Below are 25,148 nucleotides of genomic sequence, written 5' to 3'. Positions count from 1 at the left end.
GGGCACCCCGGCGCGTCGGGCGCGAGAGGGATCCTGCGCCGCGCAGGTCATCCGAGCGGATGACGCGGCCATCCTCACCGCGTCGCAGCGGGTGTCAGGACGGCGGCGCCGGGTAGCGGATGCCGCTTCCCCAGCCGATCTCCCAGCCCTCGGTGTCGTCGAAGCCGTCCGCGAACGACACCGGCAGCTCGTGGCGCGGCTCGACGAGCGCGACCAGCCCGTCGTACCACGCGACGTACCGCGGGTCGTCGGCGTCGGGGCGCAGGCGCGGCATCGCGCGCAGCACGAGGTCGGCGACCTCGCCGGGCGAGGACATCGCGTCGACCGCGCCGTCGGCGAATGCGCTCTCGGCGCCCGACGTGTACGGGATCGACGTGGCGGGGTCGTCGGCATCCGACACCACCACCCGCCAGTGCATGCCCGAGGGCGCGACCCCGGGGCGGACCCGGAGACGGTGGAACCCTCTCCGATGCAGCTCGCGCACCCCCTGCAGGATGCGGACGGAGGTCGCCATCGTCAGCGTCGAGGCGATCTCGCGGTGAGCGGTCGCATCGAAGGCGACCAGCCGCACCTCGTCGATCGAGGTCGGGGTGGCCGCGATCGTGTCGACGGCCGTCGTGATCGCCTCGCGCCGCGGCCAGGCGTAGACGCCGGCGCTGATCAGCGGGAAGGCCACGCTGCGCGCTCCGAGCTCGTCGGCGACCTGGAGCGAGCGACGGTAGCTGGACTCGAGGAGGGCCCGGTCGCGCTGCCCCGCGCCGTAGTTCGGACCCACCGTGTGCACCACCCAGCGCGCCGGGAGCGCGCCACCGGTCGTCCAGCCGGCGTCGCCGGTCGCGAGTCCCTGCGGGAACCGTGCGATGCAGTCCCGCAGGATCTCCGGCCCGCCCGCGCGGTGGATCGCACCGTCGACGCCTCCGCCGCCGCGCATCGCGTTGTTGGCGGCGTTGACGATGGCGTCGGCGGTCTGGGCGGTGATGTCGCCGTGGACGGCGACGAGCGTGGTCACCGTCCCATTGTGTGCCGAGCCCGACCGGATGTCAGTCGGGTGTCGCCTCGGCGGCGGCGCGCGCGGCCGCCGGCAGCGCCTCGACGATGCGAGCCACGGCCGCATCGTCGTGGGCGGCCGAGACGAACCAGGCCTCGAACACGGACGGCGGCAGCGAGACGCCCTGTGCGAGCATCGCGCGGAAGAACGGCGGGTACCGGAACGCCTCCTGCGCCTTCACCGTGTCGTAGTCGACGGGTGCGGTTCCGGTGAACTGGATCGAGAACAGGTTGCCCGAGCGCTGCACGACGTGCGTGACACCGGCCTCGGCGAGGGCGGATGCCGCGGCATCCGCGATCGTCGTCGCCGCGGCGTCGATACGGGCGTACGCAGCGGCGTCGAGGTGGTCCAGGGTCGCGCGTCCGGCCGCGACCGCGAGCGGGTTGCCGCTCAGCGTGCCGGCCTGGTACACCGGGCCGAGCGGGGCGAGCAGCTCCATGAGCGCGGTCGAGCCGCCGAGCGCGGCGAGCGGCAGCCCGCCGCCGACGACCTTGCCGAACGTGATGAGGTCGGGGGAGAACGGCACCGGGTCGATGCCGTACCAGCCGGCGTGGCCGACGCGGAAGCCGGTGAGCACCTCGTCGAGGATGAGCAGTGCGCCGTGCGCGTGGGCGATGTCCGCCAGCGCCGCGTTGAACCCGTGTGCGGGCGGCACGATGCCCATGTTGGCGGGCGCCGCCTCGACGATGACCGCGGCGATGTCGTCGCCGCGGGCCGCGAACACCTCGCGCACCGCGTCGAGGTCGTTGTAGCGGATGACCAGCGTCTGGGCCGCGATCGGGGCGGGAACGCCCGCCGAGCCCGGCATCGCGAGGGTTGCGACACCCGAGCCGGCCTCGGCCAGCAGGCCGTCGGAATGCCCGTGGTAATGCCCGGCGAACTTCACGATGAGGTCGCGCCCGGTCGCCCCGCGCGCGAGGCGGATCGCGGTCATGGTCGCCTCGGTGCCGGTGGACACGAGCCGCACGCGCTCCACGGGCTTCGCGACGCCGTCGCGCGCGACCCGGGCGGCGATGAGCTCCGCGAGCTCCGTCTCGCCCGGCGTGCTCGCGCCGAAGCCGAGGCCGCGGGCCGCGGCATCCTGAACCGCCGTCACGACGGCCGGGTGGGCGTGCCCGAGGATCGCCGGGCCCCACGAGCCGACGAGGTCGACGTACTCGCGTCCCTCGACGTCGGTGACGTACGGGCCCGACGCCGACACGAAGAACCGGGGGGTCTCGTGCACCGAGCCGAAGGCGCGCACGGGCGAGTTCACACCGCCAGGCATGGCGCCGCGGGCGCGGGCGAATTCCTGTTCGTTGGTCGTCATCGGATCCACTCCGCAAGCTCCAGGGCCCAGTAGGTCAGCACGGCGTCGGCGCCGGCGCGGCGGATGCTGACCACCGACTCCTCGATCGCGCGGCGGCGGTCGATCCAGCCGTTCGCGGCCGCGGCCTCGATCATGGCGTACTCGCCCGACACCTGGTACGCCCAGACCGGGACGGGGCTGGACGCCGCGGCATCCGCCAGCACGTCCAGGTAGCTCATCGCGGGCTTGACCATGACGATGTCCGCGCCCTCCGCGATGTCGAGGTCGAGCTCGCGCGCGCCCTCGCGGCGGTTCGCGGGGTCCTGCTGGTACGTGCGGCGGTCGCCCTCGAGCGAGGACTGCACGGCCTCGCGGAACGGCCCGTAGAACGCCGAGGCGTACTTCGCCGCGTAGCCGAGGATGGGGGTGTTGGCGTACCCCGCGTCGTCGAGCGCGTCGCGCACGGCGGCCACCTGGCCGTCCATCATGCCCGAAAGGCCCAGCAGCTGCGAGCCCGCCTCGGCCTGAGCCACGCCCATGTCGCGGTAGCGCTCGAGCGAGGCGTCGTTGTCGACGTAGCCGTTCGCGTCCAGCACTCCGCAGTGGCCGTGGTCGGTGAACTCGTCCAGGCACAGGTCGGTCTGCACGACGAGCGCGTCGCCCGCCTCGGCGACGGCGATGCGCGTCGCGACGTTGAGGATGCCGTCGGGATCGGTCGCCCCCGAGCCGACGGCGTCCTTGTGCTCGGGCACGCCGAACAGCATGACACCGCCGATGCCGGCGGCCGCGGCATCCGCCACCGCCCGCTTGAGGCTCTCGGTGGTGTGCTGCACGACGCCCGGCATGGACGAGATCGGCACCGGTGCGGAGGCGCCCTCGCGCACGAACATCGGCAGGATCAGCTCGGCCGGGTGCAGCCGGGTCTCGGCCACCAGGCGCCGCATCGCGGGGGTCGCGCGCAGGCGGCGCGGGCGATCGACCGGGGTGTACATCACGGGCGTTCTCCCGTCAGGCCGGCGGCGCCGGCGTCGAGCAGTTCACGGGCGACGGATGCCGCGACCTCACGCGACGGATCGCCCTCGTCCTCGGGCCAGGTGGTCGCGTGCGACGAGGTGAGCGCCGTCGTGCCGTCCAGGCTGTAGACGCTCGCCGACAGCAGGAGCAGGCCCGCGTCGACGACCGCGTGCGCGCCGACGGGCGCCGAGCAGCCGGCTTCGAGGAGGGCGAGCACCTCGCGCTCGGCCTCGACGGCCGCGCGGGTCTCGAGGTGGTCGAGGGCGCGGACGAGGTCCTCCTCGCCCCGGCGCACCTCGATCGCGAGGGCGCCCTGGCCGGGGGCCGTCGGCCACGCGTCGGGGTCCAGATACTCGGTCACGACCTCGGTGCGGCCGATGCGGCGCAGCCCTGCGGCGGCCAGGATGACGGCATCCAGCTCCCCGCCGGTGACCTTGCCCAGGCGCGTGTCGACGTTGCCGCGGATGTCGACGACCTCGAGATCGGGGCGGCGGGCGCGCAGCTGCGCCATGCGGCGGGGCGATCCGGTGCCCACTCGCGCACCGGCGGGCAGCTCGTCGAGCGTGAGGCCGTCGCGGGCGCACAAGGCGTCGCGGGGGTCTTCGCGTGCCGGGATCGCCGCCACGACGAGCTGGTCGTGCGGCGCGGTGGGGAGGTCCTTCAGCGAGTGCACGATCACGTCGCACTCGCCGGCGAGGAGGGCATCGCGCAGGGCGCCCGTGAACAGGCCGGTGCCGCCGGCACGGGAGAGCGGCTCGTTGGAGCGGTCGCCGTCGGTGGTGATCGTGACGAGCTCGGTGGTCACGCCGGTGGCGTCGGCGAGATCGTCGGCGACCATTCCGGTCTGGGCGAGCGCGAGCGTGCTGCCACGCGTGCCGATGCGGAGCGTGGTCACGCCAGCACCTCGGCGATCTCGTCGAGGCCGATGCGGCGCCCGGTGTAGAACGGGACCTCCTCGCGCACGTGGCGGCGGGCCTCGGTCTGGCGGAGGTCGCGCATGAGATCGACGAGCTCGACGAGCTCGGGAGCCTCCAGCGCCAGGATCCACTCGTAGTCGCCGAGTGCGAACGACGCGACGGTGTTGCTCAGCACTGTCCGGTGCGCGGCGCCCTTCCGGCCGTGGTCGGCGAGCATCTGGCGCCGCTCGTCGTCGGGGAGGATGTACCAGTCGTACGAGCGCACGAACGGGTACACCGTGAGCCAGGCCTCGGGGTCCTTGTCGCGCATGAAGGCCGGCAGGTGGCTGGCGGTGAACTCGGCGTCGCGGTGCACGCCCATCGCGTTCCACACCGGGACGAGCGATGCCAGCGGCTCGGCGCGACGCAGCGTGCGCAGCGCGGACTGCAGCACCTCGGGGGCGACGCCGGTGCCGGTGAGCCAGATCATGAGGTCGGCGTCGGCACGAAGGCCCGACACGTCGTAGAACCCGCGGACGACGACTCCGGATGCCTCGACCTCGGCGACCGCGGCGCTCAGATCGCCCGCGGGCGCAGGGCTGGCGGGGTCGCGGCGGAAGACGGCCCACAGCGTGTAGCCGAGGGTTTCGGAGGAGGGATTCGCCGGGCTGTCGGTCATGCCTCTATCCTCCCACCCCGCGAGAGGGGCTCCCTCCGGGTGCGCCGTGTCAATCCCGTGACCGGCTCACCGGGCGAGGAGGTCCGCCGCGGTGCGCTCGGCGTGCGCGACGATGCCGGCCAGGCCGGACCCCGCGACCGTCTCGCCCACGACCGTGAGCCCGCTCGGCGGCGCGGCCGCCTCCGGGCGGATCCAGAACACATGAGCGGTGTCGACCACGACCGGCAGGCGCACACCGAGCAGGGTCTCGGCGTCGGCCCGCGCGGCATCGGCAGGAGCCGCGGGTGTCCGGTCGTACGAGAGTCGCACGACGTGGAGTCCCGCGGCCGCCTCGCGCACCCACGCCCACTTCGCGGTGGCATGGGTGAGCGCACGCGCGCCCACCGGTGCCCCCGCGGCGACGAGAAGGCCCGTGCCGCGGGGAGCGGCATCCAACTCGTCCTGTTCCACCACGAGGGTCACCAGATCGATGAGACGGCCGGGTGCCGCGGGGGAGGCCACGCCGGGAGCGGCGACGATCACCGTGCCGGCGAGTGCCCCGAGGTCGTCGATGCGGTGTCCGAGGCGGATCTGCCCGCCGTGGCGCACCACATCGTCGGCGAGGGCGGGGACCAGCCGGTTGATGCCGCCGCGGATGCCCGCGACGGCCGCGCCGGGAGGAGCGGCCGCACGCAGACGGGCGACGGCTCCGGTGAGCGATCCGGCTTCCGCGACGGCGGCGGCCAGTCCGGGGTGAGCGCGCGCGAGGGGGAGCTCGTCGGGGTGCTGCGAGTGCACGCCGTGCACCACCGGTGCGACCAGGCGGTCGAGCACGTCGTCGCCGAGCCGCTCCCGCACCAGCGGGCCGAGCATCGCCGGCACCGCGCCGACGGGCCGGGCGTCCAGCGCCACCGCGCGTTCGGCGGCGGCGAGCCCGACCACCCGCACCATGTCCGCGGCCCGCGGGTCGGCCGGGATGCCCAGCAGCGCCGTCGCGGGCAGCGGCACCGCGTCGCCGGTCGCCGGCTGCAGCCACGCCGGACCCGGCGCCGGCGCGACGATGTCGTCCTGCAGCCCGAGCTCGGTCAGCAGCGCCTGGACGGTGCCGCCGCGGACGGCGAAGCTCTCGGCGCCCGCGTCCAGGCCGATCCCGGCGACCTCCTGGCGGGCGACCGTGCCGCCCAGGCGATCGGATGCCTCGAGCACCGTGACCGACGCGCCCGCCGCGGCCAGCCGGCGGGCGACGACGAGTCCCGCGACGCCGCCGCCGACGACGGAGAAGTCAGTCATGCGCGTGGACGAACTCCACGATGCGCGTGAGCACGGCGGGGTCGGTGTCGGGCGGAACCCCGTGACCGAGGTTCAGCACGTGCGCCCGCGCCGACCGGCCGCGTGCGAGCACGTCGACGATGTGCGCCTCGAGCACCGGCCACGGCGCCTGCAGGAGCGCGGGGTCGATGTTGCCCTGCACCGAGACGCCCTGGCCGAGCCGGCGGACGGCCTCGTCGAGGGGGAGGCGCCAGTCCACGCCCACGGTGTCCACGCCGACGTCGCGCATGGCCGCGAGCAGCTCGCCCGTGCCGACGCCGAAGTGCACGAGGGGCACGCCCAGATCGCGGACGGGGTCGAGCGCGAGCGCCGAGAACGGCGCGACGTGCGCGGTGTAGTCGGCGAGGCTCAGCGAGCCCGCCCACGAGTCGAAGAGCTGACCGGCCGACGCGCCCGCCTCGATCTGCGCCTGGAGGAACGCGCCGGTGATCCCGGCGCACCAGGTCAGCAGTGCGGCCCACGTCTCGGGATCGGAGTGCATGAGGGCGCGCGTCTTGAGCTGCTCCTTCGACGGCCCGCCCTCGACGAGGTACGACGCGAGCGTGTACGGCGCCCCGGCGAAGCCGATGAGCGGCGTGGCGCCGAGCTCGGCGACGGTGAGCGCGACCGCCTCGCGGATCGGGGCGAGCGATGCAGGGTCCAGCGGCGGCAGGGCTGCGACATCCGCCGCCGTCCGCACCGGGTTCTCGAGCACGGGGCCCCGGCCGGCGACGATGCGCACGTCCACACCCGACAGGCGCACCGGGATCACGATGTCGCTGAAGAAGATGCCCGCGTCCACGCCGTGGCGGCGCACCGGCTGCAGCGTGATCTCGCTCGCGAGCTCGGGGTTCAGGCATGCGTCGAGCATGTCGGTGCCGACGCGGAGCTCGCGGTATTCCGGGAGTGAGCGACCGGCCTGCCGCATGAACCAGACCGGCGTGCGAGCGGGGCGCTCGCCGCGGTAGGCGCGGATCAGCGCAGGGGGATCGTTTCGCTGGACGACGGACGGGTGAGAGGCACTGAGCGACACACGTTAAGATTAGGCTCGTGCTCCTCTGTCTGACCGCGAACCATCGGAACGCGAGCCTCGACATCCTGGAGCGTCTCTCCGTGGGGGCGCCCACGGCGACCCGCGCCCTCGTCGACGACGAGATCTTCGTCTCCGGGGCCGTCGTGCTGGCCACCTGCAACCGCTTCGAGGCGTATCTCGACATCGACGAGCCGCTCACCGGCGGTGAGGCGGTCGCCGTCGAGTCGGTGGTCGAGGCCATGGCCGAGGCAGCCGGTGTCGCGGTCGACCTGCTGCGCGCGTCGGTTGCGGTCCACCAGGGAGCGGATGCCGCAGCCCACCTGTTCGCCGTCACCAGCGGACTGGAGTCCATGGTCGTGGGCGAGGACGAGATCTCCGGCCAGGTGCGCCGCGCGCTCGACGCCGCGCGCGCCGACGGCATGACCTCCAGCGAGCTGGAGCGGCTGTTCCAGAAGGCCACCCACACCAGCCGCGGTGTGCGCAACCGAACGCAGCTGCGCGGTGCGCACCGCTCGCTCGTGCGGCTCGCGCTCGAGCTCGCCTCCAGCCGCGTCGCGGACTGGGCCGCCGCCCGCGTCGTCGTGGTCGGCACCGGCCGCTACGCCGCGCGCACCGTCGACGCGCTGCGCGCCCGCGGCGCCGGCGACATCCACGTCTTCTCGCCGTCCGGCCGCGCGCAGGCGTTCGCCGCGCAGCACGGGCTGATCCCGGTCGCGGACTTCCGCGCCGCCGCCGCCGAGGCCGACGTCGTCATCACCTGCACGGCCGACGCCGTCGTGCACGCCGAGGCGTTCGTGCCCGGCCACCGGGTGCTCGTCATCGACCTCGGACTGCCGCGCAACGTCGATCCCGCCGTCGGCGCCGTCGAGGCCGTCGAGCTGCTCGACCTCGAGACGATCCGTCTGCACGCACCGCTCGAGGAGTTCTCGGCCCACGCCGACGCCCGCGCGATCGTGGGAGACGCGGCGACCGAGTTCCACGCGGACCGCGAGGCGGGTCCGGCGATCACCGCGCTCCGCGGGGACGTGCTGAGGATCGTCGAGGACGAGATCGTCCGCGCCCGCTCCCGCGGTGCCGGCGACGAGGTCGAGGAGGCGCTGCGGCACCTCGCGGGCGTGCTGCTGCACCGGCCTTCGGTGCGCATCCGTGAGCTGGCCGTCGAGGGCCGCATCGACGACGCGCGCGCCGCGCTCGAGCTGCTGCACGGCCTGTCGGTCGACCTGCCCGGCACCGCCGACGACGGCGAGCTCTGGGCGACCGCCTGACCCGCGCTTCGTCTCGCTGCGCTCGCTCAGCGACCGGGGCTTCGGCTCGCGGGGCTCGCTCAGCGACCGTGGTGCTCCGTCTGGCTGAGCTCTGGGCGACCGCCTGACCCGCGCTTCGTCTCGCTGCGCCGCTCGCGTCGGCTGGAATCCCACAGTCCGGGTGGTGCACGGCAGGGCGGCATCCGCGTGCTCGCCGATCCGGAATTCGGAGATATGCGCGATTTTCGGACCTCCCCTGCGCCGACCCCCCGAAGAACGGGCGCGAGTCCGAACTCCGCATCCGCCGCGCGCGGCGTGAACCGACGCGAGCGTCGGCCAAAGGCATCCTAAAGAAGTCTTGCGAAAGAAGTCTTTAGGATCTACGTTGGTCGTCGTGACCACCGCCGAACAGCCCCTCCCGCGCCCCGTGCGCGGCGAGCGCATCACCGATCCCGAACGGATCCGAGCGCTCGCGCACCCGGTGCGCATCGCCCTCCTCGACTACCTGGGCGACGTCACCGAGGCGACCGCGACGCAGTGCGCCGAAGCGCTGGGGGAGTCGGCAGCGAGCTGCTCGTTCCACCTGCGCACACTCGAGAAGTACGGCTACATCGAGAGGGCCGAGCAGCGCGGTCGCGAGAAGCCGTGGCGTGTGCGTGTCGCGGAGTTCGACCTGCGGCCCGACCCCGACCTCCCCGGATCACTCCCCGCGGTGCAGGCGGTGGCGGCGTACGGCCTCGAGTCGGAGTTCCACCGGGCGTTGGAGTGGTTCTCGCGCGTGGACCGCGAGAGCGATGAGTGGATGCAGGCCACCACGTTCACCCGGTCCTCGTTCTGGGCGACCGCCGAGGAGATGGCCGAGCTCAGCCGCGACGTGCAGAACCTCACCGCGCGGTTCGCGGGCCGGCACGCCGACCCCTCGAAGCGCCCGGCGGGTGCGCGCTACTCGCGCTTCTTCGCCGTGGTCAATCCCGAGTCGGGGCCCGAGACGGCCGCGGCGGAGGGGGAGCGATGACCGCGCCTGCGCCGCGCGCTCGCGGCATCCGCATGCCCGTCGCGTGGTCCGCACCCGGCTTCCCGCGTCTCGCGGCGGCCTGGGTCGCGACGAACCTCGGCGACTCGGCCCTGTTCCTGATGATCGCGGTGTGGGTCAAGGAGCTCACCGGCTCCGACGTCGCCGCGGGATTCGTGTTCGTCGCCGTCGGCCTGCCCGCGATCCTTGCACCCTTCATCGGCATGATGGCCGACCGCGTGCCCCGTCGCCGCCTGCTCGTGATCAACAACGTCGTGCTCGTGCCGATCGTGCTGTCGCTGCTGCTGGTGTCGGGGGCCGGGCAGCTGTGGCTCGTCTACGGCGTGGTCTTCCTCTACAGCGCCGCCGGGTATGTCACGGCATCGGCGCAGTCGGGCATCATCCGCGCGATGCTGCGCGACGACCAGCTCGCGTCGGGCAACGGACTGCTCTCCACGATCGACAACGCGCTGCGCCTGGTGTCGCCGCTGATCGGCACCGCGCTGTACGTGTGGCTGGGCGCCCCCGCGGTGATCGTCATGACCGCGGCGTGCTTCGCCGTGGCCGGCACGATCGTCGCGGGGCTGCCGGTGGGCGCGACGAGCGTGACGCGCGAGCCGGGCCGTGGCTACCTCCGCGAGCTCGTCGCGGGCTTCGAGCAGCTGTTCGCCCCGCAGAGCCTGCGCATGGTCGCGATCGCGACGGCGATCGGCTTCGGCGCGACCGGCCTGCTCAACATCGTCGTGTTCCCGGCGCTGGACGCGATGCACGCCGATCCGGCCGTCGTGGGCGTGCTCGTGCCGATCCAGGGCGCTGGGGCGGTGATCGGCGGGGTGCTGTCGGCGACGATCGTCACCCGGTGGGGCGAAGGGCGCCCGGTGGCTCTCGGGCTCCTGCTGATCGCCGCGGGGAGCGTGCCGTTCGCGTTCGGTTCGGTCGTCCTGGCCGGAGTGGGGATGTTCGTCATCGGCCTCGGCATCCCGATCACCGTCGTCGCGTTCTCGACGCTGCGTCAGCGGCTGACCCCCGACGCCCTGCAGGGCCGCACCGGAGCCGCGGCGAACGTCGTCGTCAACCTGCCGCAGACCCTCGTCTCGACGATCGGCGCGGGGCTGCTCGTCGTGGTCGACTTCCGCACCCTGATCTGGGTGGCGGTCGCCGCGGTCGCACTCGGCGCGGCGACGGCACTGCTTGCGCGGCGCGAGACGCTCGCGACCGCCGGGCTCGCCTGAGGCGAGCGGATGCCGCAGCCGCGGCGCTGGTCACCGCGCCGCGGTCGCAGCTGCCGGCGCGGGCGCCGGCGAGGGCGCCGCGAGACCGGTCGCGGGCCCGGTGAGCGCCCGCAGCGCGTAGAGGATCGTGGCGAGGTCGACGCCCTCCTGGATGAGCGCGCCGGCGACGGCCGGGATCACGCCGGTGGTGGCGATGAGCATCAGGCCGATGCTGAGCGCGATGCCGATCCAGATCGCGGTGTAGGCGACCCGCAGCGTGTGCTTGCCGATCGACACCGCCTCGGCGACGCCGATCAGCGAGTCCTTGAGCACCACGGCGTCAGCGGCCTCGCCCGCCGCGGTGGACCCCTTGGCGCCCATCGCGACGCCGACGTCGGCGGCCGCGAGCACGGGTGCGTCGTTGACGCCGTCGCCGACCATCAGCACGGGGCGGGGGCGGATCTGCGCCGCCAGGTGCACCTTCTCCGGCGGCAGCAGCTCGGCGTACACGTCGGTGATGCCGACGCTGCGGGCGACCGCGTCGGCGGTCGGCCGCGCGTCGCCGGTGAGCATCGCGATGCGCTCCACGCCGTGGTCGCGCAGCCACGAGACGACCGCCGCAGACTCGGGGCGCGGGTCGTCGGCCAGCACCAGCACGCCGGCGAACCGGCCGTCCACCGCCACGTATGCCGCGGCCTCGCCGGAGTCGATGTCCCGTCGCACGGTGTCCGGCGCCAGGGACTCGATGTACGCCGGCTTGCCGACCACGACGGTGCGTCCTTCGATCACGGCGGTGACGCCGTTCGTGGCGGCCTCGTGCGCCTCGGTGGCGGTGCGCAGCGCGATGCCGCGGGATGCCGCCGCCCGACGGATGCCGTCGGCGAGCACGTGGCTGGAGTACTGCTCCGCCGAGGCGGCGAGGGCGAGCAGCTCGTCGGCGTCCATATCGCCCGCCGGATCGACCGAGACGAGGTCGGGCCTGCCCTCGGTGAGGGTGCCGGTCTTGTCGAACGTCGCCGAGCGGATGCGGGCGAGCTGCTCGATCACGGCGCCGCCCTTGACGATGACGCCGGCCTTCGCGGCGCGCGAGAGCCCGCCGAGGAAGGCCACCGGGGCGGCGATCAGGAGCGGGCAGGGCGTGGCCAGCACGAGCACCTCGGCGAAGCGGGTGGGATCGCCCGAGATCGCCCAGGCCGCGCCCGCGATCACGAGAGAGACCGCGGTGAACGGGATCGCGAAACGGTCGGCCAGCCGCACCGTGGGCGCGCGGTCGTCCTGCGCCTGCTTCACGAGCTCGACGATCTGCTGGTACTGGCTGTCGGCGCTGCGGCGGAGGGCCCGGACGCGGACGGCACGCGTGCCGTTGACGGAGCCCGAGAGCACCTCGTCCCCGGCGACGTGATGCACGGGCAGGCTCTCGCCGGTCAGCGACGACTCGTCGAACGTTCCGTCGTCGCTCAGCAGCTCGCCGTCGACCGGCACGATCTCTGCGGGGCGGACCAGGAGGATGTCGCCGACGCGCACGTCGTCGGCATCCGTGTCCTGCACCTCGTCGCTGTCGGCGTGCGGGTGCACCAGCACGTGCGCGACCTGCGGCGAGCGGTCCAGGAGGGCGGTGAGCTCGCGCTTGGCGCGCCGGCTGGCGTAGTCCTCGAGCGCCTCGCCGCCCGAGAGCATCAGCACGATCACCAGCGACGCCACGTACTCGCCGACGGCGAGCGTCGCGATCATCGCCACGACGGCGAGGATGTCGAGGCCGATGTGCCCGCGCAGCACGTCGCGGATCATGCCGATGAGCGTCCAGGCGATGACCACGCTCACGTAGACGATCGCGAGCCATTTCGACGTGCGCGTCGCCCCGGACGCGTCCAGGATCAGCACCGCGATCAGGACGAGGACGGTGAGCCACACGACGGGGTAGCGGACCAGCCAGCGGAGGAACCTCATGCTCCTCACTGTGGCATCGATGCGCTCAGCCGGCGAGTTCGTGCAGGAGGAACGCGCCCAGGAAGCCGATCGTCGCCCACAGCCCGGTCAGCGCGTGCTGCTCGTCGAACGCCTCCGGGATCATCGTGTTGCACACCATCGCGAGCAGCCCGCCCGCGGCGATCGTGGTGATCAGCGCGATGAGGTTCGCCGGCGCCGACTGGAACGCGGCGAACCCGAGCATCGAGGCGACGACCGTCACGAGCGCGATGCCGCTCCACAGCAGCGCGACGAACCGTCCGCTGCTGCCGCCGCGCTTGAGCGCAGCGGTGGAGCCGAGCCCCTCGGGGAAGTTGCTGATCGCGATCGCCGCCACGATCGGGATGCTGATGCCGCCCTGCAGCACCGACAGGCCCATCACGATGGACTCCGGGATGCCGTCGATCAGCGCGCCGATCGCGATCACGAGGCCCGCCCCGCTCGCGGCGCCGACCGCCCCGGCGCGCCGGATGACGATGCTCGCGCCCCCATCGCCGTCGACGGTGTCGACGTCGGCCACGACGACGGCCTTCTTCTTCTTCGGACGTGACACCAGCTGGTCGGCGACGATGTACAGGATTGCGCCGCCGAGGAACCCGACCGTGGTGGGGATCAGGCCGCCGTCGGCCGCGGCCTCCTCGACGAGCTCGAACGCCAGCGTCGAGATGAGCACGCCCGCGCCGACCGCCATGATCCCGGCGACCACGCGCTGGGGGATGTCGACGTACCAGGCGACGGCTGCGCCGACCAGGAGGGTGCCGCCGCCGATGAGGCCGCTGAGCGCCGCGAGCCAGAGTCCGTCCATGGCGCCAACCTAGTGGCGCGGCGCACGGATGCCCCGGCGAAACGCGTTCGCCGGGGCATCCGTCGTGATGCGGGTCAGACGGCGGCGGCTTCGCGCGCCCGCAGGTCCTTGCGGAGGATCTTTCCCGCCGTCGACTTGGGGATCGCGTCGATGAACTCGACCCGGCGCACCTTCTTGTGCGGCGCGACCTGCTCGGCGACGAACGCCATCACCTCGTCCTCGGTGAGGCCGGAGTCGGGGGCGGCGACGATGAAGGCCTTGGGGATCTCCTGCTTGTCGTCGTCGAGCACGCCGATGACGGCGGCATCCATCACCTTCGGGTGCCCGAGCAGCAGCGCCTCGAGCTCGGCGGGGGCGATCTGGTAGCCCTTGTACTTGATGAGCTCCTTCACACGATCGACGATCGAGAAGTAGCCGCCCTCGTGGTAGACCGCGATGTCGCCGGTGTGGAGGAAGCCGTCCTCGTCGAGCGTGTCGGCGGTCGCCTGCGGCTGGTTGAGGTAGCCCAGCATGACGTTGGGGCCCTTCACCCACAGTTCGCCGGGCTTGGTGACGCCCTCCGGGCCGACCTCGGTGATCTCCTCGCCGGTCTCGGTGTCGATCAGCTTGTTGAGCGTGTTCGGGAGCATGACGCCCACCGAGCTGACGGGGATGTCGTAGCGGTCCACCGGCATGGCGTGCGAGACGGGGCTGAGCTCGCTCATGCCGTAGCCCTGCATCATGCGCGCGTTGATGCGGCGGCCGGCCGTCTCGGCGGTCTCGCCGTCCAGCGGCGCCGCGCCCGAGAACACCGTGTGCACGCTGGAGATGTCGAACTGGTCGACGATCGGGTGCTTCGCGAGCGCCACCGCGATCGGCGGGGCGATGTAGAGGTAGGTGCACTGGAACTTCTGGATGTTCGTCAGGAACTCGACGAGGTCGAACTTCGGCATCGTCACCAGGCTCGCCCGCTGGCGCAGCGCCAGGTTCAGCAGCACCGTCATGCCGTAGATGTGGAAGAACGGCAGCACCGCGAGCACGCGGTCGTCCGCGCTGAGGTCGAGCGCGACCCGGCACTGCGCCACGTTCGCCACGAGGTTGCGGTGGCTGAGCATCACGCCCTTGGGGATGCCGGTCGTGCCCGACGAGTACGGCAGCACCGCCACGTGGGTCGCCGGGTCGAACGTGACCTCCGGTGCCGGAGCGCCCTCACCGAGCAGTGCCCGCAGGTTCGGGTGGCCCGCGGCGCCGTCGAGCACGATGACGCGGTCGTGGGGGATGCCGACGGCCTCGGCCGCCGTCGAGGCCTGGGGCAGCAGCGGGCTGACGGTCACGAGCCAGGTGGCCTCGGCATCCCGCAGCTGCTTCTCGATCTCGCCGGCGGTGTACAGCGAATTCACGGTGGTGACCGTCGCGCCGGCGCGCAGGATGCCGTGGAAGACCGTGGCGAACGCGGGGACGTTGGGGCACAGCAGGCCCACCGTGGTCTCGGTGCCGACGCCGCGCGCGGCGAGGGCTCCCGCGAACAGGTCGATCTGCGCGCGCAGGGCGCCGTAGGTGGTCTCGGCTCCGGTGGCCGGGTCGATCAGGGCGATGCGACCGAGATCCTCGTCGGTCAGACTCGCGAACAGGTAGTCGTAGATGCTGAGCTCGGGGATCTCGACATCGGACTGCAGGCTGGTGAACACCGGATCTCCTTTGATCGGGCGGGGCGACGGCGCCGTCGTAGGCGCCATCCGGCGCCCCGTGCGACCATCATGCCACCTCGCCTCGGCGCGGTGGTACCCGATTCCGCACGCAGTGGGACGCAGTCTCAGCATGCCTGCGCAGCGCCCCGGCCGTCGCGATCGCGGCCGGGGCGCAGGGCTCAGTGCGCGAGCGCGTGCTGGCGGCCGCCTGCGGCAAGGCGCTCGGCGGCCAGGCCCTCCGCCGCCTCGAGGGGCGTGACGCCGCGCGCCTCGGCCTCGTCGAAGATGCGGCGCACGGTGTCGCCGATGTTCGCCACGCGCCCCATGATCTCGGCGCGCGTGCCGAGCTTCTTCGCCTCGAGGTCGAGGTAGATCACGCCGCCCGCGTTCACGACGAAATCGGGTGCGTACAGGATGCCGCGCCCGGCCAGGCGCGCGGCGCCGCTGTGGTCGGCGAGCGGGTTGTTGGCGGGGCCGCACACCGCCTTCGCGTCGAGCGCGTCGATGACCTCGTCGGTCAGCAGGCCCCCGATGCCGGCGGGGACGAACACGTCGGCGGGGACGAGGTGCTCCTCGCCCGGGACCGCCCAGTCCGCCTCGAGCTCGACCGCGAGGTCGCGCTTGGCCGGGTTGACGTCGGTGACCGTGAGGCGCGCGCCCTCGGCCGACAGACGCACGGCCAGGCGGCTGCCCACCTGGCCCAGGCCCGAGACCGTGATGCGGCGCCCGGCGACGTCGGCGGAGCCGGTGACCCGCTCGAGGCTCGCGCGCAGCGACTCGTACACGCCGAGGCTGGTCGGACCCGCCGGCTCGCCCGAGCCGCCCACCGCGTCGGGAAGGCCCACCACGTGCTCGGTGCGCTCGCTCACGACGAGCATGTCCTCGGTGGTCGATCCCACGTCCTCGGCGGTGCGGTACAGGCCGTGCAGGGACTCGACCGCGTCTCCGAGGTCGAGGAAGGCGGCACGGCGGCGCTCCTCGTCGAGGGAGGTGCCGGGAGGAAGCGCGATGACCGACTTGCCGCCACCGGCGTCGAGACCGGCCGCGGCGTTCTTGAGGGTCATGGCCGCCGACAGCCGCAGCGCGTCGCCGAGCGCGTCGGTCCAGCGCGGGTAGGTCCACAGCCGAGCGCCGCCGAGCGCGGAGCCCAGCACCGACGAGTGCAGCGCCACGGCGATGAACAGACCGCTGCGCCGCCCGGTGATCACCTCCACCCGCTCGTGTGCGAAATCGGGCAGGGGCAGAGAGGGATGGGTGTGCGTCATCGCGATACTTCCTTCGGCGGGCCTCGTGGGCAGTGCGCTGCGGACGCCGCGGCTTTGCGGCATCCATCTCCCATTGCACACCGGTCCGGCGGATTGTTCAACCGTGTCGACGGCGATTGTGCAGATTGCGTCGTTCTGTCAATGCGGAGTGGGCAGGAGGCGGCAGAGTGCGCCGGATCGCTAGCATCGACGCATGCCCGACGCGTACACCCACGGTCATCACGAGAGCGTGCTGCGGTCGCACCGCTGGCGCACCGCCGAGAACTCCGCCGCGTATCTGCTGCCTCACCTGCGGCCTGGCGTCTCGATCCTCGACGTCGGCAGCGGACCGGGCACGATCACGGCCGATCTCGCAGCCCTCGTCGCGCCCGGCCGGGTGGTGGGCACGGATGCCTCCGCCGACGTCGTCGCGCAGGCCGCGGCCGACCACACCGCGCCCGGGCTCTCGTTCGAGGTCGGCGACGCGTACGCGCTGCCGTATCGGGGCGGCGAGTTCGACGTGGTGCACGCCCACCAGGTCCTGCAGCACGTCGACCGGCCGGTGGAGATGCTCCGCGAGCTCGGCCGCGTCGCCGGGCCGGACGGGCTCGTGGCGGCACGGGACGTCGACTACGAGGGGGTCATCTGGTACCCGCTCATCCCGGCGCTGGACGAATGGCTCGCGCTGTACCTCGCGACCCATCGCAGCGTCGCGGGCGAACCGGCGGCCGGGCGCCGCCTGAGGGCGTGGGCGCGCGAGGCGGGCCTGGCCGACGTCCGCGCCACGGCGTCGCTGTGGCTGTTCGAGGACGAGGCGGACCGCGCGTGGTGGGGAGGCATGTGGGCCGACCGGGTGCTGCAGTCGGCGTTCGCCGACGGCGCGCGGGCGACCGGCGCCGACGACGCGCTGCTGCAGCGCATCTCGGACGGGTGGCGCGAATGGGCCGCCTCCGACGACGGCTGGCTCCTGATGCCCCACGGCGAGATCCTCGCGCGGGGCGTCGGCGCGGACTCGTAGGCTGGGCGCGTGACCGAGCAGACAGCCCCCGCCTCCCTCCCCGCCCGCAGCCGACTCGTCCACGACGCGCTGCGCGCCGCGGGCATCGCCGGCGACATCGTGGTGCTTCCGGATGCCGCCTCCACGGCCGTGCTGGCCGCCGAGGCGCTCGGGGTCGAGGTGGGCGCGATCGCCAACAGCCTGGTGTTCTTCAGCGACGGGGAGCCGCTCCTGGTCATGACCAGCGGCGCGCACCGCGTCGACACCGCCGCGCTCGCCGCGCGCCTGGGCCGGGACAGGATCCAGCGCGCGACGCCCGAGCAGGTGCGCGAGGCGACGGGGCAGGCGATCGGCGGCGTCGCGCCGACCGGGCACCCCGCCCCGCTCCTCACCGTCGTCGACCGCGACCTGGCCGCCTACCCCGAGATCTGGGCTGCCGGCGGCACGCCCCACACGGTGTTCCCGCTCACGTACGACGAACTGGTGCACCTGACCGGCGGCACCGTCGCGCAGGTCGACTGATGACGGCGGGCCAGGCGGAGCGGCTCGGCCTCGATGCGGTGGCGGCGCTCAAGCGGGGCGACCGCGCCGCGGCGCTGCGGCTCATCGCCGACGGCGCCGACGTGAACGTCCGAGACGACCTGCGCGACTCGGTGCTGCTCTATGCCGGGGCGAACGGCTTCGACGAGGTCGTGCGCGCCGCGTTGGATGCCGGCGGCGACCTCACGGTCACCAACCGCTACGGCGGCATCGCGGTGATCCCCGCGAGCGAGCGGGGCCACGTCTCGACGGTGGCGCTCCTCATCGCCGCAGGCTCCGACCTCGATCACGTCAACCGGCTCGGGTGGACGGCGCTCATCGAGGCCATCGTGCTGAGCGACGGCGGCGCGGCGCACCAGGAGATCGTGCGGCTTCTCCTGGAGGGCGGTGCCGATCCGCGCCTGCCCGACGGGGAGGGCACGACTCCGCGCGAACTCGCCGCCGCGCGCGGATACCGCGAGATCGTCGCTCTGCTGGACGAGCACCTGGGCTGAGCCGGTCCCTCAGCCGCGGCGGGTGCGTCCGATACGGCGTTCCAGCTCCGCGGCCGCGGCCGCGGCGCGCGCGGCGAGCTCCGTCGTCGGATCGGCCGACACGGCGGTGCCCGACGATTCCGGCACGGGCCACGTGAGCGCGATGGCAGCGGCCGGCCATCCGGCGTGATCGCGCACCACCACCCCGACCGAACGCATGCCGAGGGTGACCTCGCCGTCCTCCACCGCGTACCCGCGCGACCGGACGTCGCGCAGCATCTCACGCAGCTCGCCGGGGCGGCGCGGACCGCGGCCGGTGCGATCGGCGAAGGCGGCGGCATCCGGGAACAGCGCCCGCACCTGCTCGCGGGGGAGTGCGGAGAGCATCGCCCTTCCCGTCGCGGTCAGGTGCGCGGGCAGGCGCACGCCCACGTCGGTGACGAGCGCGGGCCGCCGCGGCGCCCGCTCCTCGACGATGTACAGCACGTCCCGGCCATGCATGACGGCCAGGTGCGCGCTCTCGCCGGCGCGGTCGGCGAGGTCGGCCAGCACGGGGCGGCCGAGGCGAGCCAGCGGCTCCTGACGGGCATAGCCGCCGGCCAGCTCGAAGGCGGCCAGACCCAGTCCCCAGCGGCGGTCCTCGGGCAGGTGCACGACGAACTGGTGCTCCTGCAGGGTCGCCAGCAGGTGGTACACCGTCGACCGCGGGATGCCGAGTGCCGTCGCGATCGATCGTGCCGGCGCCGGCCCGCGCTGGCGCGCGAGGAACGACAGGATCCGCAGCGTCTGGTCGGCGGCGGGCACCTGCGGGCGCGTCGGTGAACTGTCTGGCATGACAGACACAGGATGCCACGACCCGGTGTCGTGCGGCACCCGCGCGGTGTGGAATCGGAGCATGAGCGTACTGACCGAGACCGTCGTCACCGTCGGCGCCGCACCCCTTCGTCCCGAGGAGGTCGTGGCCGTCGCACGCCACGGCGTCGTCGTCGACATCGCCCCCGAGGCGCGGGATCGCGTCGTCGCCTCCCGCGCCCTCGTCGAAGGCCTCGCCGACGACCCGGAGCCGCACTACGGCATCTCCACGGGGTTCGGCGCGCTGGCCACCACCTTCATCGCGCCCGAGCGGCGCATGCAGCTGCAGGCGAGCCTCATCCGCTCCCACGCGGCCGGCACCGGCGCTGAGGTCGAGCGCGAGGTCGTGCGCGCCCTGATGCTTCTGCGCCTGCAGACCCTGGCCACCGGGCACACCGGGGTGCGCCCGCTCGTCGTCGAGACGTACGCCGCGATGCTCAACGCCGGCATCACCCCGATCGTGCGAGAGTACGGCTCGCTCGGGTGCTCGGGCGACCTCGCCCCGCTCTCGCACGTCGCGCTCGCCGCCATGGGCGAGGGCCGGGTGCGCACCGCTGCCGGCGACGAGGTCGATGCGGCCGACGCGCTGGCGGCGGCATCCATCACTCCGCTCGTGCTGCGCGAGAAGGAGGGACTGGCGCTCATCAACGGTACCGACGGGATGCTCGGGATGCTGCTGCTCGCGCTCCACGACCTCTCGGTGCTGCTGGACACGGCCGACGTCGCCGCCGCGATGTCGGTGGAGTCGCAGCTGGGCACCGACGCCGTGTTCGCCGCCGACCTGCAGGCGCTGCGCCCCCAGGTCGGGCAGGCCGTGTCGGCCGCGAACGTGCGCGCCGTGCTCGCGGGCTCCCCGATCGTCGCCTCGCACCGCGACCCGGCGGTGTGCACCCGCGTGCAGGACGCGTACTCGCTGCGGTGCTCGCCGCAGGTGCACGGCGCCGCCCGCGACACCGCCGACCATGCGCTGCTCATCGCCTCGCGCGAGCTGGCCGCCGCCGTCGACAACCCCGTCATCACCGACGACGGGCGCGTCGAGTCCAACGGCAACTTCCACGGCGCGCCGGTCGCGTACGTGCTGGACTTCCTTGCGATCGCGGTGGCCGACGTCGCCTCGATCTCGGAGCGGCGCACCGACCGTGCCCTGGACCCCGCCCGCAGCCACGGCCTGCCGCCGTTCCTCGCCGACGAGGTCGGCGTGGACTCGGGCTTCATGATCGCCCAGTACGCTGCGGCGGGGATCGTCTCGGAGCTCAAGCGCCTCGCGGTCCCGGCATCCGTCGACTCCATCCCGTCGTCAGCGATGCAGGAGGACCACGTCTCGATGGGGTGGGCCGCCGCCCGCAAGCTCCGTCGCGCGATCGACGGGCTCTCCAGGGTGCTCGCGATCGAGGTGCTGACGGCCGCGCGCGCCCTCGACCTGCGCGCGCCGCTGCAGCCGGGCGTCGCCACCGGCGCCGTGCGCGACCTGGTGCGCACCGTCGCCGGCGGGCCCGGCCCCGACCGCTTCCTGTCGCCCGAGATGGAGGCCGTGACCGTGCTCGTCGCGTCCGGCGCCGTCGCCGAGGCCGCCTACCAGACCACCACGAAGGAGTGACGATGTCGATGACCGAGACCACCGCCCGCGGGATCGGCGAACACGCCGTCCGCGCCCCGCGCGGCCCCGAGCGCACCGCGAAGAGCTGGGGCGCGGAAGCCGCCAAGCGCATGCTGATGAACAACCTCGACCCCGAGGTCGCCGAGCACCCGGAGGACCTCGTGGTCTACGGCGGCACCGGACGCGCCGCCCGCAGCTGGGAGGCGTTCGACGCCATCGTGCGCACGCTCGACGAACTCGAGCCCGACGAGACGCTGCTCGTGCAATCGGGAAAGCCGGTCGGCGTCTTCCGTACCCACGAGTGGGCGCCGCGCGTGCTCATCGCGAACTCGAACCTCGTGGGGGACTGGGCCACGTGGCCGGAGTTCCGGCGCCTCGAGGAGCTGGGTCTCACGATGTACGGCCAGATGACCGCGGGCTCGTGGATCTACATCGGCACGCAGGGCATCCTGCAGGGCACGTACGAGACCTTCGCCGCGGTGGCGCGCTCGCTCGGCCGCGACGACCTGTCGGGCACCCTCACCCTCACCGGTGGCGCCGGCGGCATGGGCGGCGCTCAGCCGCTGGCCGTGACGCTCAACGGGGGAGCGGTGCTCATCGTGGACGTCGACGAGTCGCGCCTGGCCCGCCGCGTCGAGCACGGCTACCTCGACGAGTACACCACCGACCTCGACGCCGCCCTCGCGCGGGTCGTCGCCGCCAAGGAGGCGGGCCAGGCGCTGTCGGTCGGCGTCGTCGGCAACGCCGCCGAGGTGTTCGGCGACGTCCTGCTGCGCCACCAGGCGGGCGAGCTCACCGTCGACATCGTCACCGACCAGACCAGCGCCCACGACCCGCTGGCCTACCTCCCGGTGGGCATCGCGTTCGAGGAGTGGAAGGCGGAGGCATCCCGCGACCCCGAGGCGTTCACGGCCCGCGCGCGCGGTTCGATGGCCAAGCACGTCGCCGCCATGGTGGGCTTCCAGGATGCCGGCGCCGAGGTGTTCGACTACGGCAACTCCATCCGCGCCGAGGCGCAGCTTGGCGGCTTCGAGCGCGCCTTCGCGTTCCCCGGCTTCGTGCCGGCGTACATCCGTCCGCAGTTCGCCGAGGGCCGCGGACCGTTCCGCTGGGTGGCGCTCTCGGGCGACCCGGAAGACATCCGCAAGACCGACGAGGCCGTCAAGGCGCTGTTCCCCGAGAACGCCGGGCTGGTGCGCTGGCTCGACAAGGCCGGCGACGCCGTGCACTTCGAGGGGCTCCCGGCCCGCATCTGCTGGCTCGGCTACAAGGAGCGCCACCTCGCGGGGCTGAAGTTCAACGAGATGGTCGCCTCGGGCGAGCTGGCGGGGCCGATCGTGATCGGCCGCGACCACCTCGACGCGGGATCGGTCGCCTCGCCGTACCGCGAGACCGAGGCGATGGCCGACGGCTCCGACGCGATCGCCGACTGGCCGCTGCTGAACGCCCTGCTCAACACCGCGAGCGGTGCGTCCTGGGTGTCGATCCACCACGGCGGCGGCGTCGGCATCGGGCGCAGCATCCACGCCGGGCAGGTGACGGTCGCCGACGGCACGGCGCTGGCCGCCGAGAAGCTCGAGCGCGTGCTCACCAACGACCCGGGCACCGGCGTCATGCGCCACGTCGACGCGGGCTACGCCCGGGCCGAGGAGGTCGCGCGCGAGCGCGGCCTGAACGTGCCCATGCTCGACACCGACGTCTGACGGACACAGGACACTCCGACACATGAGGGGGCGGATGCCGTGAGCGCGACGCTGATCACCAACATCGGCGAGCTGACCACCAACGTCGCTGCGCCGGGCGACCCGTGCGGCACACGGGAAGACGCCGCAGTGCTGCTCGAGGGCGACCGCATCGCGTGGATCGGACCCCACGACACGGCACCGCACGGCGAAGGCCTCGCGGTGGTGGACGCCGGGGGGCGTGCCGTCATCCCGGGCTTCGTCGACAGCCACACGCACCTCGTGTTCGGCGGCGACCGCGCCGACGAGTTCGAGGCGCGGATGACGGGTACGCCGTATGCCGCAGGGGGCATACGGCGTACCGTCGCGGCGACCCGCGCCGCGAGCGACGACGAGCTGCGGGCGCGCCTGGCGGCCTTCGTGGCGGAGCTGCGCCGGCAGGGGACCACGACGTTCGAGATCAAGACGGGCTACGGGCTCACCGTCGCCGACGAGGCTCGGCTCGCACGGCTGGCGGCGGAGGTCACTTCCGAGGTCACCTTCCTCGGGGCGCACGTCGTCCCTGCCGAGTACGCCGACGACCGGGAGGCGTACGTCGACCTGGTGTGCGACGAGATGCTCCGCGCGTGCGCGCCGCACAGCCGGTGGATCGACGTGTTCTGCGAGCGCGGCGCGTTCACTCCGGAGGAGTCGCGGCGCATCCTCGCGACCGGGATGGCGCACGGCCTCGAGCCGCGCGTGCACGGCAACCAGCTCGGCCCCGGCGAGGGCGTGCGCCTGGCGGTGGCGATGGGGGCCGCATCCGTCGATCACTGCACCTACCTCGACGACGACGACGTCGCCGCGCTGGCAGGCTCCGGGACGGTGGCCACGCTGCTGCCGGGCGTGGAGTTCTCGACGCGGCAGCCCTACCCCGACGCGCGCCGGCTCATCGACGCCGGCGTCACGGTGGCCCTCGCAAGCGACTGCAATCCAGGATCGAGCTTCACGAGCTCGATGCCGCTCATGATCGCGCTGGCCGTGCGCGAGATGGGGATGACCCCGCGCGAGGCGGTGTGGGCCGCCACCGCAGGCGGCGCCCGCGCGCTGCGCCGCGACGATGTCGGGGTGCTCGCACCCGGCATGCGCGCCGACCTCGTGATGCTCGACGCCCCGACGCGCGTGCACCTGGCCTATCGTCCCGGCGTGCCGATCGTGCACCGGGTGTGGGTCGGCGGCGCCGAAGGCTGACCCGGCCGCCCGTCAGCGGGGCGCGTCGAACGTCCACTCGTCGGGATCGAGTGCGGCGGCGACATCCCAGTCGTCGTGCTGCCACGTGAAGGTCGCGACCGCGCACGTGGGCATGTGCCCGATCCCGTCGTCCGACAGGCGCGCGGCGAGCACGCTCATCCCCGGGTCGTGCGCGACGACGACGACCGAGCCCGCGCGCGTCGCCGCGGCGGCGGCCAGCAGCGTCCGAGCCGGCGCGCCGTACAGCTCGGGGTCGAGCGAGACCGCGACGCCGAGTTCGGCGGCGAACGCCTCGGCGGTCGTGCGCGCGCGGACGGCGGTGCTGGACAGGATGACGTCGGGCCGGAACCCGGATGCCGCCAGCCGCGTCGCCATGCGCGGCGCATCGCGCATGCCGCGGTCGTTGAGCGGCCGGTCGTGGTCGTCCAGGCTCACATCGCCCCAGTCCGACTTCGCGTGTCGCACGAGCGCGAGGCGGATCATCGCCGCACCGCCAGACCGGCCAGGAGCTCCAGTACGCACAGCGCCGCAAGGCGGACGGTGCGCCCGTCGGGGGCATCCGCCGTCGCGTCGACCTCGGCGATGTCGGCACTGTGCAGGCGGGCATCGGATGCCGCCTCCCGCACGAGCGCGCGCAGCTCCCACGCCGCCAGTCCTCCCGGAACCGACGCCGGGCAGCCCGGCGCCACCGATCGGTCGCACACGTCCACGTCGATGTCGAGGTGGATCGCGCCGCCTCCGGCGCCGGCGATCTCCAGCGCCTCGGCCATGACGTCGGCCGCGCCCCGGCGGCGCACATCGTCCATCGTCACGACGGTGATGCCGAGGTCGGCCGCGCGCTGCGCGTAGGCGACGGAGTTCGCGAAGTCGGCGATGCCCAGCTGCACGATCCGCCGGCCGTCGAGGCCGTCCGCGGCGAGCCGGCGCACCGGCGAGCCGTTGGAGACGCCGTCGCGCAGGTCGAAGTGGGCGTCGATCGTGATGAGGCCGGCGGCCCCTGCGCCCTGCGCCACCGGGTACGTGATCGAGTTGTCGCCGCCGAGCGCGACGACGAGGTCGGCCCGCTCCCGCAGCGCCGTCACGCCGGCGCGGACGGATGCCTCGCCCGCCGGTCCGTCCGGCTCGTCGATGTCGCCGGCATCGGCGATGCGCAGCACCTCGTTCAGGTCGATCCGCGGGGGACCGAGAAGGGTCGGGCTGTACCGGCGCAGCGCCTCGCGGATCGCTGCCGGGGTCGCGTGGGCGCCGGTCGGGGAGAGCGAGGTGCGGAAGGCGGGCACGCCGAGGATCGCGGCATCCCAGCCGCCGTCGTCGATGGGCGGCCACGCGCCTGCGCGCGGCCAGAGGGCGTCATGCGGAAGCGTCACGTTCCGACGCTACCGGC

The 25,148-nt window shown here is 73.5% G+C and carries 23 protein-coding genes; 9 read left to right on the top strand and 14 right to left on the bottom strand.

Going from position 1 to position 25,148, the window contains the following annotated elements; translation table 11 throughout:
- Positions 1–94: 94 nt before the first annotated feature.
- From AC1DDU_RS01135 to hemE, 7 genes are all read right to left on the bottom strand, one after another.
- Positions 95–1,009 carry an O-acetyl-ADP-ribose deacetylase gene (locus tag AC1DDU_RS01135; protein WP_477430792.1) on the bottom strand — a complete coding sequence of 305 codons (915 nt, stop codon included), beginning with the start codon at positions 1,007–1,009 and terminating at the stop codon, positions 95–97.
- Positions 1,010–1,040: 31 nt separating this feature from the next.
- A complete protein-coding gene (gene hemL, locus AC1DDU_RS01130) occupies positions 1,041–2,357 on the bottom strand; it encodes a glutamate-1-semialdehyde 2,1-aminomutase (protein ID WP_477430791.1) in 1,317 nt (438 codons plus the stop codon).
- Complete coding sequence (gene hemB, locus AC1DDU_RS01125) at positions 2,354–3,328, bottom strand: porphobilinogen synthase (RefSeq protein WP_477433387.1); 975 nt, start codon at positions 3,326–3,328, stop codon at positions 2,354–2,356. Before hemB ends, hemL begins: the two co-directional genes overlap by 4 nt.
- Positions 3,328–4,245, bottom strand: coding sequence for a hydroxymethylbilane synthase (gene hemC / locus AC1DDU_RS01120; protein WP_477430790.1), 918 nt, complete (start codon positions 4,243–4,245; stop codon positions 3,328–3,330). Before hemC ends, hemB begins: the two co-directional genes overlap by 1 nt.
- On the bottom strand, positions 4,242–4,925 hold the full coding sequence (hemQ, locus tag AC1DDU_RS01115) for a hydrogen peroxide-dependent heme synthase (RefSeq protein ID WP_477430789.1): 684 nt from the start codon (positions 4,923–4,925) through the stop codon (positions 4,242–4,244). The genes hemC and hemQ overlap by 4 nt, the downstream gene beginning before the upstream one ends.
- Positions 4,926–4,991: 66 nt before the next feature.
- Positions 4,992–6,194 (bottom strand): protoporphyrinogen/coproporphyrinogen oxidase, encoded by a 1,203-nt coding sequence (locus AC1DDU_RS01110; protein WP_477430788.1) that lies wholly within the window; start codon positions 6,192–6,194, stop codon positions 4,992–4,994.
- The gene (gene hemE / locus AC1DDU_RS01105; RefSeq protein ID WP_477430787.1) at positions 6,187–7,245 is read right to left on the bottom strand and encodes a uroporphyrinogen decarboxylase; all 1,059 of its coding nucleotides are present in this window, start codon (positions 7,243–7,245) and stop codon (positions 6,187–6,189) included. The genes AC1DDU_RS01110 and hemE overlap by 8 nt, the downstream gene beginning before the upstream one ends.
- A 17-nt stretch (positions 7,246–7,262) precedes the next feature.
- Here hemE and AC1DDU_RS01100 point away from each other — a divergent pair, with 17 nt between their 5' ends.
- The 3 genes from AC1DDU_RS01100 to AC1DDU_RS01090 all read left to right on the top strand — a co-directional run bounded on the left by AC1DDU_RS01100 (position 7,263) and on the right by AC1DDU_RS01090 (position 10,733).
- Positions 7,263–8,510 carry a glutamyl-tRNA reductase gene (locus tag AC1DDU_RS01100; protein ID WP_477430786.1) on the top strand — a complete coding sequence of 416 codons (1,248 nt, stop codon included), beginning with the start codon at positions 7,263–7,265 and terminating at the stop codon, positions 8,508–8,510.
- 373 nt (positions 8,511–8,883) lie between these two features.
- A complete protein-coding gene (locus AC1DDU_RS01095) occupies positions 8,884–9,504 on the top strand; it encodes a helix-turn-helix domain-containing protein (protein ID WP_477430785.1) in 621 nt (206 codons plus the stop codon).
- Positions 9,501–10,733: an MFS transporter gene (locus tag AC1DDU_RS01090; RefSeq protein ID WP_477430784.1), complete on the top strand. Its 1,233-nt coding sequence runs from the start codon at positions 9,501–9,503 to the stop codon at positions 10,731–10,733. Before AC1DDU_RS01095 ends, AC1DDU_RS01090 begins: the two co-directional genes overlap by 4 nt.
- 30 nt (positions 10,734–10,763) lie before the next feature.
- On the opposite strand, the gene AC1DDU_RS01085 is transcribed toward AC1DDU_RS01090, so the two are convergent.
- The 4 genes from AC1DDU_RS01085 to AC1DDU_RS01070 all read right to left on the bottom strand — a co-directional run bounded on the left by AC1DDU_RS01085 (position 10,764) and on the right by AC1DDU_RS01070 (position 16,414).
- Positions 10,764–12,659: a heavy metal translocating P-type ATPase gene (locus tag AC1DDU_RS01085; RefSeq protein WP_477430783.1), complete on the bottom strand. Its 1,896-nt coding sequence runs from the start codon at positions 12,657–12,659 to the stop codon at positions 10,764–10,766.
- Between the two features lie 25 nt (positions 12,660–12,684).
- Positions 12,685–13,482, bottom strand: coding sequence for a ZIP family metal transporter (locus tag AC1DDU_RS01080; RefSeq protein WP_477430782.1), 798 nt, complete (start codon positions 13,480–13,482; stop codon positions 12,685–12,687).
- Positions 13,483–13,556: 74 nt separating this feature from the next.
- Positions 13,557–15,149, bottom strand: a complete 1,593-nt coding sequence (locus AC1DDU_RS01075) for an AMP-binding protein (protein WP_477430781.1) — start codon at positions 15,147–15,149, stop codon at positions 13,557–13,559.
- 179 nt (positions 15,150–15,328) lie between these two features.
- Complete coding sequence (locus tag AC1DDU_RS01070) at positions 15,329–16,414, bottom strand: Glu/Leu/Phe/Val dehydrogenase family protein (protein WP_477430780.1); 1,086 nt, start codon at positions 16,412–16,414, stop codon at positions 15,329–15,331.
- Positions 16,415–16,607: 193 nt separating this feature from the next.
- On the opposite strand from AC1DDU_RS01070, the gene AC1DDU_RS01065 reads away from it, so the two are divergent.
- The 3 genes from AC1DDU_RS01065 to AC1DDU_RS01055 are packed head-to-tail and all read left to right on the top strand — an operon-like array spanning position 16,608 to position 18,424.
- Entirely contained in the window at positions 16,608–17,411 is an 804-nt protein-coding gene (locus AC1DDU_RS01065; RefSeq protein WP_477430779.1) for a methyltransferase domain-containing protein, read from the top strand.
- 9 nt (positions 17,412–17,420) lie between these two features.
- A complete protein-coding gene (locus AC1DDU_RS01060) occupies positions 17,421–17,912 on the top strand; it encodes a YbaK/EbsC family protein (protein ID WP_477430778.1) in 492 nt (163 codons plus the stop codon).
- Positions 17,912–18,424: an ankyrin repeat domain-containing protein gene (locus AC1DDU_RS01055; RefSeq protein ID WP_477430777.1), complete on the top strand. Its 513-nt coding sequence runs from the start codon at positions 17,912–17,914 to the stop codon at positions 18,422–18,424. The genes AC1DDU_RS01060 and AC1DDU_RS01055 overlap by 1 nt, the downstream gene beginning before the upstream one ends.
- Positions 18,425–18,433: 9 nt before the next feature.
- On the opposite strand, the gene AC1DDU_RS01050 is transcribed toward AC1DDU_RS01055, so the two are convergent.
- Positions 18,434–19,237: an IclR family transcriptional regulator gene (locus tag AC1DDU_RS01050; RefSeq protein ID WP_477430776.1), complete on the bottom strand. Its 804-nt coding sequence runs from the start codon at positions 19,235–19,237 to the stop codon at positions 18,434–18,436.
- A gap of 61 nt (positions 19,238–19,298) precedes the next feature.
- Between AC1DDU_RS01050 and hutH the strand changes: the two genes are divergently transcribed.
- From hutH to hutI, 3 genes are read left to right on the top strand one after another with little or no spacing between them, the layout of a single operon-like run.
- Positions 19,299–20,852 carry a histidine ammonia-lyase gene (gene hutH / locus AC1DDU_RS01045; protein WP_477430775.1) on the top strand — a complete coding sequence of 518 codons (1,554 nt, stop codon included), beginning with the start codon at positions 19,299–19,301 and terminating at the stop codon, positions 20,850–20,852.
- An 8-nt stretch (positions 20,853–20,860) separates the two neighbouring features.
- Complete coding sequence (hutU, locus tag AC1DDU_RS01040) at positions 20,861–22,555, top strand: urocanate hydratase (protein ID WP_477430774.1); 1,695 nt, start codon at positions 20,861–20,863, stop codon at positions 22,553–22,555.
- Positions 22,556–22,594: 39 nt separating this feature from the next.
- The gene (gene hutI, locus AC1DDU_RS01035) at positions 22,595–23,764 is read left to right on the top strand and encodes an imidazolonepropionase (protein WP_477430773.1); all 1,170 of its coding nucleotides are present in this window, start codon (positions 22,595–22,597) and stop codon (positions 23,762–23,764) included.
- 12 nt (positions 23,765–23,776) lie between these two features.
- On the opposite strand, the gene AC1DDU_RS01030 is transcribed toward hutI, so the two are convergent.
- Entirely contained in the window at positions 23,777–24,247 is a 471-nt protein-coding gene (locus tag AC1DDU_RS01030) for a SixA phosphatase family protein (RefSeq protein WP_477430772.1), read from the bottom strand.
- Positions 24,244–25,131 (bottom strand): agmatinase family protein, encoded by an 888-nt coding sequence (locus AC1DDU_RS01025; protein WP_477430771.1) that lies wholly within the window; start codon positions 25,129–25,131, stop codon positions 24,244–24,246. The genes AC1DDU_RS01030 and AC1DDU_RS01025 overlap by 4 nt, the downstream gene beginning before the upstream one ends.
- Between the last annotated feature and the right edge of the window lie 17 nt (positions 25,132–25,148).

The sequence above is a fragment of the Microbacterium sp. 05T445 genome, from assembly GCF_056395865.1.
This window is presented reverse-complemented; position numbering and strand designations above follow the sequence as displayed.